6 protein-coding genes and 1 pseudogene are annotated in these 7,406 nt (G+C 37.3%); all 7 read left to right on the forward strand.

The genetic code is table 11. The features are described 5' to 3' along the window. Positions 1–32: 32 nt before the first annotated feature. Positions 33–389, forward strand: coding sequence for a hypothetical protein (locus GMD6S_RS12935; protein WP_001037297.1), 357 nt, complete (start codon positions 33–35; stop codon positions 387–389). Then, positions 343–2,709 carry a VirB4-like conjugal transfer ATPase, CD1110 family gene (locus GMD6S_RS01800; protein ID WP_000602695.1) on the forward strand — a complete coding sequence of 789 codons (2,367 nt, stop codon included), beginning with the start codon at positions 343–345 and terminating at the stop codon, positions 2,707–2,709. Before GMD6S_RS12935 ends, GMD6S_RS01800 begins: the two co-directional genes overlap by 47 nt. An 11-nt stretch (positions 2,710–2,720) precedes the next feature. Further along, on the forward strand, positions 2,721–5,306 hold the full coding sequence (locus GMD6S_RS01805; RefSeq protein WP_000088416.1) for a phage tail tip lysozyme: 2,586 nt from the start codon (positions 2,721–2,723) through the stop codon (positions 5,304–5,306). 18 nt (positions 5,307–5,324) lie between these two features. Further along, a complete protein-coding gene (locus GMD6S_RS01810; protein ID WP_000567329.1) occupies positions 5,325–5,969 on the forward strand; it encodes a hypothetical protein in 645 nt (214 codons plus the stop codon). 11 nt (positions 5,970–5,980) lie between these two features. Further along, a complete protein-coding gene (locus GMD6S_RS01815) occupies positions 5,981–6,253 on the forward strand; it encodes a hypothetical protein (protein WP_000035316.1) in 273 nt (90 codons plus the stop codon). Next, entirely contained in the window at positions 6,237–7,115 is an 879-nt protein-coding gene (locus GMD6S_RS01820) for a hypothetical protein (protein WP_000488421.1), read from the forward strand. The genes GMD6S_RS01815 and GMD6S_RS01820 overlap by 17 nt, the downstream gene beginning before the upstream one ends. Before the next feature lie 71 nt (positions 7,116–7,186). After that, a pseudogene (locus GMD6S_RS01825) lies at positions 7,187–7,406 on the forward strand (LPXTG cell wall anchor domain-containing protein); the annotation flags it as partial.

Consider the following 7,406-nt stretch of genomic DNA (forward strand, 5'->3'; position numbering starts at 1 on the left):
AGGTGTTTTTATTGTAGCTAGAAAGAGGTTGTATGAACAAATTAGGAAGTGAGTTCCTCAAGCAGTTTGACAACTATGAAAGACCCGTCGCCTTTGGGATGACCAAACGTCTTTTAGTCATGTTGCTTGGGATTGGGATAGTGGTGTCACTCACTATCACCATTTCCATAATGGGACTATCAGATATTTTTATGTACCTTGTGGCGCTCCTCATTGCCCCTCCCTTTATCATTTACGGGCTAGGCTTTGATGAAGCAGTCAAAGACAAGGTCATGTTTAATCTAAAAGTTCAGAAGCGAGCTTTTATTACAGAATTTGAGGAAGGAGAGGAGTTCACAAAAGATGATTTTAAATCTTGGAAGAAAGTCAAAGAAGTTGACGAAGGCTGAAAAGGAACGTAAGGCACGCTTAAAACGCTCCTTGAAGGCTTCAACACAAAATACCATTAAATACAATAGCCTATTTGAAAATGGGCTGATGCACATTGCCAAAAACGAATGGTCAAGAACCTATCGCTTGGGTGATGTCGCCTATCTATCCGCTAATCAGGAAGAAAAGATTGACGTGATTGATACACACGCTGAAGCGCTCAATTCACTTGATGCAGGCTCTACTTATCAGCTCCTGGTTATCAATCGGAGAGTCGAAGACAACGCTGTTGAGCAAATTAAGTATGATGAGATTGGTGACGGCTTTGATAATTTCCGTAAGGAATACAATGAAATGATTGAAAGTCGTTTTTCAAGTGACTCAAAGAATTTCAAGGTTGAAAAATATGTGACCTTGAAGACAGAAGCCTATAATCGAGGGCAAGCGGATGCCAACTTAAGCGAGCTAGGCAACTCACTTGAAAATCAATACTCTCAAATGGATATTACCTTTGAAGAAATGGACGGGAAAGAACGTCTTGACGTGTTTGCGGAGTTGCTCCTGGGCAAACACAAACTCCCTTATAACTTCAGGGATATTGCTCTTTCAGAATTACATACAAAAGATTTTATCGCCCCTAACAGGCTTCATTTCTTGGAAAATCGTTTCCGTATCAATGAAGGGGTCGCAAAAGTCATGTATGCTAGAAACTTTCCAACTTTCTTAACAGACCGACTGATTAAGAGTTTAACGGATATAGGCGTTGAGTTGGCTATCACGATTCATGCTGAGCCTTATGAGCCATCTAGCTTTATGCGTAAGATTAACAATGCGGATACAACTATCAAAGCTGAAATGGTCAAGGCTCAACGGTCAGGCGCTCAAGAAGGGGTTGACCAGGATCTGGCTGTCTCAGGTCGAGCACGTGAAATTTCTGAGTCAACGAAACGATGGAAAGAAGAGATTGATGACAATGACCAAAAAGCCTTTTCAGGTTTGATTGCTCTTTACTTCAAGGCTGAGGATGAGGAGGAGCTGGCAAGTATCACAGATAAAGTCTTGACCGCTTCACGTAAGGTTGGCGTTGATTTTCAAGAGTGTTACTATTACCAGGAAGAAGGACTCAATACCATCCTTCCTATTGGTCACACCTTCTTAAATGTGAAACGTCGCTTTATACGTGATATGACAACAGCTAACTTGGCTACACAAGTTCCTTTTATGAACGTTGACCTGAAGTCAGATAGTGAGAGGGCGCTCTATTACGGTCAAAATCAACTATCTAACAATGTGATTACGGTTGACCGTAAAGCAGACCTGAACACTGGTTCGGGCGTAGTTCTTGGCTCTTCAGGTTCAGGAAAGTCTGTTACTGTAAAAACCATGGAAATCATACCAACTTATCTGAAGAACCCTGAAGACCGTATCATCATTGTTGACCCTGAAGATGAATATTCCGATATTGGACGTGAGTTCGGGGCGCAGTTGGTTGATATTTATATCGGTTCTAAGTCACACCTAAACTTGATGGACTTGCCTGATTCGAGTCAACTGAAGGATGAAGATGATGACCCTATCGGGGATAAGTCAAACCTTCTCATGGGGCTCTTTGAGTCTATTCTTGATGAAGTCGGTGACGTGCAATATACCATTATTGACCGTGTGACACGTGAAACATATGCAAGATTCGCTAATGTAGATAGAACGCCAACGCTTGCAGATTGGCACGATGTTTTGCTTGAACAAGAAGAACCTGAAGCCCAGGAATTGGCGCTCAAGTCTGAAATCTATGCCAAAGGGTCACAAAGTATCTTTGCACACGAGACCAACGTTGATATTACAAACCGCTTTGTGGTCTTCAACTTGAAACGCTTGTCAGGAAAACTCAAGCCGTTTGCGATGATGGTTATTCAGGACTACATTTGGAATCAAGTTGTCGCTTCCCAAGGGAAACTCACTACTCGCATTTATTTTGACGAGGTACAGCTCTTCTTCAAAGAAGAAGCCCAGGCTATCTTCTTTACAGAGTTGTATTCACGGGTTCGTAAATATGGGGCGATTGCCACAGCCATCACACAAAATATTGAAACTCTGATGAACAAAGAAGAAGGGCGCAAGTTGGTATCTAATAGTGAGTTCATGATTCTCTTGAAACACAAGAAATCAGACTTATTGGCTCTTTCTAAAGCCATTTCTTTAACTCCAACTTTAGTAAGATACATTGAAAAACCAAAAGCAAAAGGAACGGGCTTGATTGTCGCAGGTCAAGTGGTTGTACCTTTTGAAAATCCTATCCCAAGACACACAAGACTCTATGAGCTTGTCACTACAGATGCTTAGGAGGTGTTACGTTGTCGAGAAAAACAAGACGTGATCTCCGTGATGCCAAACGTGAGTACAAGGAAGCCAAGTCTGACCTCAAGACAACGAAAAACAGCTATAAACAAGCTGAAAAGAGAGAAGCTCGGCTCTTAAACCCCAAGACAGATGCTGAAAAGCGTTACCTGGGGCAGAAACAAAAGGCAAGACGGACGGTCGCTAGTAAAGAGATTGAAACGCTCAAAGAGCGTAAGAAGACCGCTAAAGCAAAGAAACGCCAAGCCATTCAGCGTAACGGTGGGACAAAGGCTCAAAAGCTGGGGCGAGTTACTCATCACCAGGCTTCTCATTTTGTGGATTCAGCTTTTCAGGATAATGATGTGCTTGAAGATATTGCTTCAGCACGTCAGACTATCCGTAGAACACACGCTGAAGTAAGACAAGCTAAGAAGCTAGGCAATTATACCGTCAAGATTGGTAAAGGGGCAACTAGGGTCGTATATGGTGCAGGAAATCGCACCTATAACCTTGTCCGTGGTCGTAGTTTTACCAGGACTCCTGTTGCCAATCGATGGGAAACGAAAGTTACTAATAAATACCAACGTTTACGGGCAAAATTAAGAACTTCAAAGGCAGGTAAGACCGCTAGTGCTACTAAAAAAGTAGCTGTAAAAGTTGGGAAGCCTATCTTGACAGTTCTTAAAAATCCCTTATCAGCTAAAGCCTACTTGATTATGTTTTTAGGAGTTCTGATTATTGCCCTGTTAGGAGTCGTGACAGGTGGAGGAACTTCAACTGTAGCACAAAACGAGTTTGATCTTACAGAAGCTTGGACTCATATTTCAAAAATTGATAGAGAAAAATCAACAGATAAAGTTGATTATTGGACAAATATTGATGAAATAATGATGTTCATGGGTTACAAATATGAAGATTACAAGCTAGATTCACCCTATAATACGGATAAGAAGTGGTGGGAATTAAATCATTCTTACAGGGAGCTTCTTTCCGATACTTGGGAAGAATTAAATAAAGATAAAGACAATTTAAAAACAATGTCTGATATCTATACTTCGTCTGAAAATAAATATCTAAGATTGAGTGAATCCGAGTTGAAAGAGTATAACGAAGTCTTAGAACAGGCAAAACAAGTAGGCTATTATGTAACCTACAACGATTTGTCAAACCCCTTTAATGCTGAAGCAAATGATGAAAAATTAGATCCAATACGGATTGATAAAAGGTTTGGCTATGTTTCAAAAACAGAGATATATAATGGTTCTGTTTTGCAAGCGAATCAAGGGTCAAAACTTTATGCTGTAATGGATGGTACAATTTCTATAAAAGAGCAAGATGTGATTATATCATCAGAAACGGCAGAGTTTACTTATAAGAATGTGACTCGTGTTCGTGTTAATGATGGTGATAAGATTAAAGTCGGGAATGAAATTGGTGAGGTAAGTGATGTAGGAGGGCAAGAAGTTTACTATAGAAAACTCAAAAACAAGAAAAAGAAAGAATGGGTTTGGGTAAATGTTGGTTTCTATCTTCCAAAAGTTGAATACAATCAGACTACTTCAGTAATTTCAGATATGAACCTAGACGGTGATATTGGTAAAAAAATAAATGATATATACAACTTCTTCAAAAAACAAGATAGTAGCGTAACCTTAAATGGTATCTCAGCAATTTTAGGAAACTTTTGGACAGAATCATCAATAACAGCAAAACGTGCTGAAGGAGATTATCTGAATCCTCCCGTGGGAGCTTCAGCTAGCTCTTGGGATGATCCTAACTGGTTGAATATGGGGAATGCTGAAGTGTATCAAGGGAAATATCCAAATATTATCCATAGAGGGATTGGACTTGGACAATGGACTGATACCCGTGATGGTTCGATTAGACATACAATGTTATTGAACTATGCTAAGGAAAAAGGAAAAAAATGGTATGATCTTGAACTTCAACTTGATTTCATGCTAAATGGTGATTCTCCTTACTACATTGAACATTTAAAGAATATCCTTCATTCAAACGATGATGTAGATTATTTAACTAATAAATTCCTGGTTAATTGGGAAGGGAACGAAGGAGATAAAGTAAAAGAACGGCAACATAATGCTCAACAAGTTTTATCGTATCTCAAAAATCCTAGAGGTCACACTAAAGGAGGAAGTTCCGTTTTAGAAAGTTCATGGGGTTTTCCTTCAGAGTATTCATCTAAAATATCTAGCTATCCTTCATCAGCGACTGTATCAGCTAGTCTTGATGGTAATACTTACCCTATTGGTCAATGTACCTGGTACGTGTATAATCGGTTAGTAGAAGCAGGAGCTCCTCATTATAATTGGTTAGGAGATGGACAGAACTGGGTTAGAGGATTGACTGCTAGAGGATGGAAATATAGTTCAACTCCCGTAGCAGGAGCTGTTATGTCAATTCAAGGAGGTTTTTGGAATACTCCAGAAGAGAATGGGCATGTATCTTACGTTGAACATGTAAATGAAGATGGTAGCTTCCTAGTTTCTGAATGTAATATTCAAGGAGTTCAAAATAGAATACATTGGACTCTTTGGACAAATCAAAGTTATTTAACATTTGCAATTCCGCCAAAATAGAAGAAAGAATGGAGAATTATGATAGATTCATCTAAATTAAAAGTAATAAAATTTATTGGTTATATATTATTGATTATCCTTGCCGTATTTATTGGAGTAGGTATAGGACAAACAGTAGCAGATCACAATCAAAAAAAGGAAAGTGCTGAAAGTAAACAGACAGCAACAAAGGAGGGGCTTAATCAGGAAGAGGTAAAAGAATTTTTAGTGAACTATTATACCAAAAAAGATCTTGGAGAGAATAGGAATCGCTATAAAGAGTATATGACTGATGGTCTATATAAACAAACAGTAGCTAAAGAAGAAGAACCTGTGAGCCAAACCTATAAAGGATTTGTTGTAGATTTTCAGTTTAAATCAGCAGAAATTTATATCAATCAAGACAAATTACAAGTTATAGCGCAAGTAAATTATGTAAATACTTTACTAGATGAAAAGAAAAACTATAACACTGCTCAAAAAAATGTTTTGAACAAAAAGACATTGAGAATGAGTTATACTAATGAAAACGGTAAAATGAAAGTAAATAAGATGGAATCCATTATTTTAACTGATCAGACAGGTGACTATGGAATTTTGGATAGTACAAAACCATCTGAAGGTTCTACAACAGATTCATCAACAAAACCAACGACAACACCTAGCACCTCAAATTCAAATTAAAGGAGAAAAATATGGCACCAAAAAAGACACAAACACAATCATTGAAGGGCAAACTTGAAAAATTTAATGCTGAGTTAGAAAAAATTCAAGAACAGAAAAGAGCCTTGAATCAAAAGGAAAAAGAGTATGAAGCGAAAATTAATGCACTTCAAGCAGAATATATCATTGCGTTAATGGCTGAGTCAGGTAAGTCTTTTGATGAATTTGAAAATTTTGCATTTAATAATTCTAACCAGGTAAATTCTTCTGAAGAGGTCGGTGAGGGTCATGTTCAGAATTATTAATCTACAAACAAATCAGCAGGAAACCTGTCAAAATAGGGATGAATTACTATCTCTTATTAATGATAGGTCGGTTTGGGCAGAAGATAGAGGAGAAACTATAACTATTCAAATAGACCAATTGGGAGAAGAGGGGATAATTTTAGACAGTCTATCTTTATCTCTCCCTCTTGAATCAATTGTGGAAGAAGCGCTCTCAGGGTTTGGTTTTAAAAGAGAAAAAAAATCATTTGGATTTTTAAAATCAAATAAGCATAAAAAAGAAAAGCGTACCTCTGTTAAAAAAGATAAAAAGTTAGAATCTCTTAAAAGCGTAGAACAATCTCAAAATAACCTGGTTGAAGATAAAAAAGAGACAGAAAAATTGATTACTAAATCAGTCTCAGATAAGCCAATAAAAACTAAAAAATTAAGGTTTGGTTCGCTTGTTCTTACAATAATTATCTGTTTAATTACAATAGCATCTATTGCTTCATTATCTCTTGTTCAAGTTCAATCTAAGAAAATTAATGAGCTTGAAAATCGGATACAGCTTGAAGAGAAACAAGGGAAAATTGAAGTTTTTGGTAGATTTTTTATCGCAAATTTCTATACTGGAAAAAGTGAAAATATTGTAGATTTTTTAAGCAGTGAAATGAAGACTGAAGGTCTTGAACTCAAAAAAGGAGTTCAAGCACAATCAACAATTTACGAATCACTAACCGAATCACAAGATATTATTCAAGTTACATTTGTAATCACTACAACAGAAGACTCGAATAATATTAAAACGATTAGAATGACTCTTCCTTTACGTGAAGAGGAAAAATCAATGTATGGCTATGTAATCGTAGGTAAACCTATTATTACAGGTTTTGCAGAATAACAAACATTAAAATAAATATTAAAACAAATATTAAAATAAACATTAAAATAAATATTAAAGAGGAAGAAAACATGAAAAAATGGGCTAAAATCATCACACTATCATCTATTGTCGTACTTGCTTCAGCGAGCGCTCAAATGGTTTATGCAGATACAAACGCTTCACAAAATGAAACTGCTATTACTGCTGTATCACCAAATACTGGAACTACAACAGCTCCATCAAATGCTACAACTGTTCCTGTTGTAGCGCCAAACGCTGGAACTACAACAATTCCATCAAGTGATACAA

This window comes from Streptococcus sp. GMD6S (assembly GCF_000297015.1).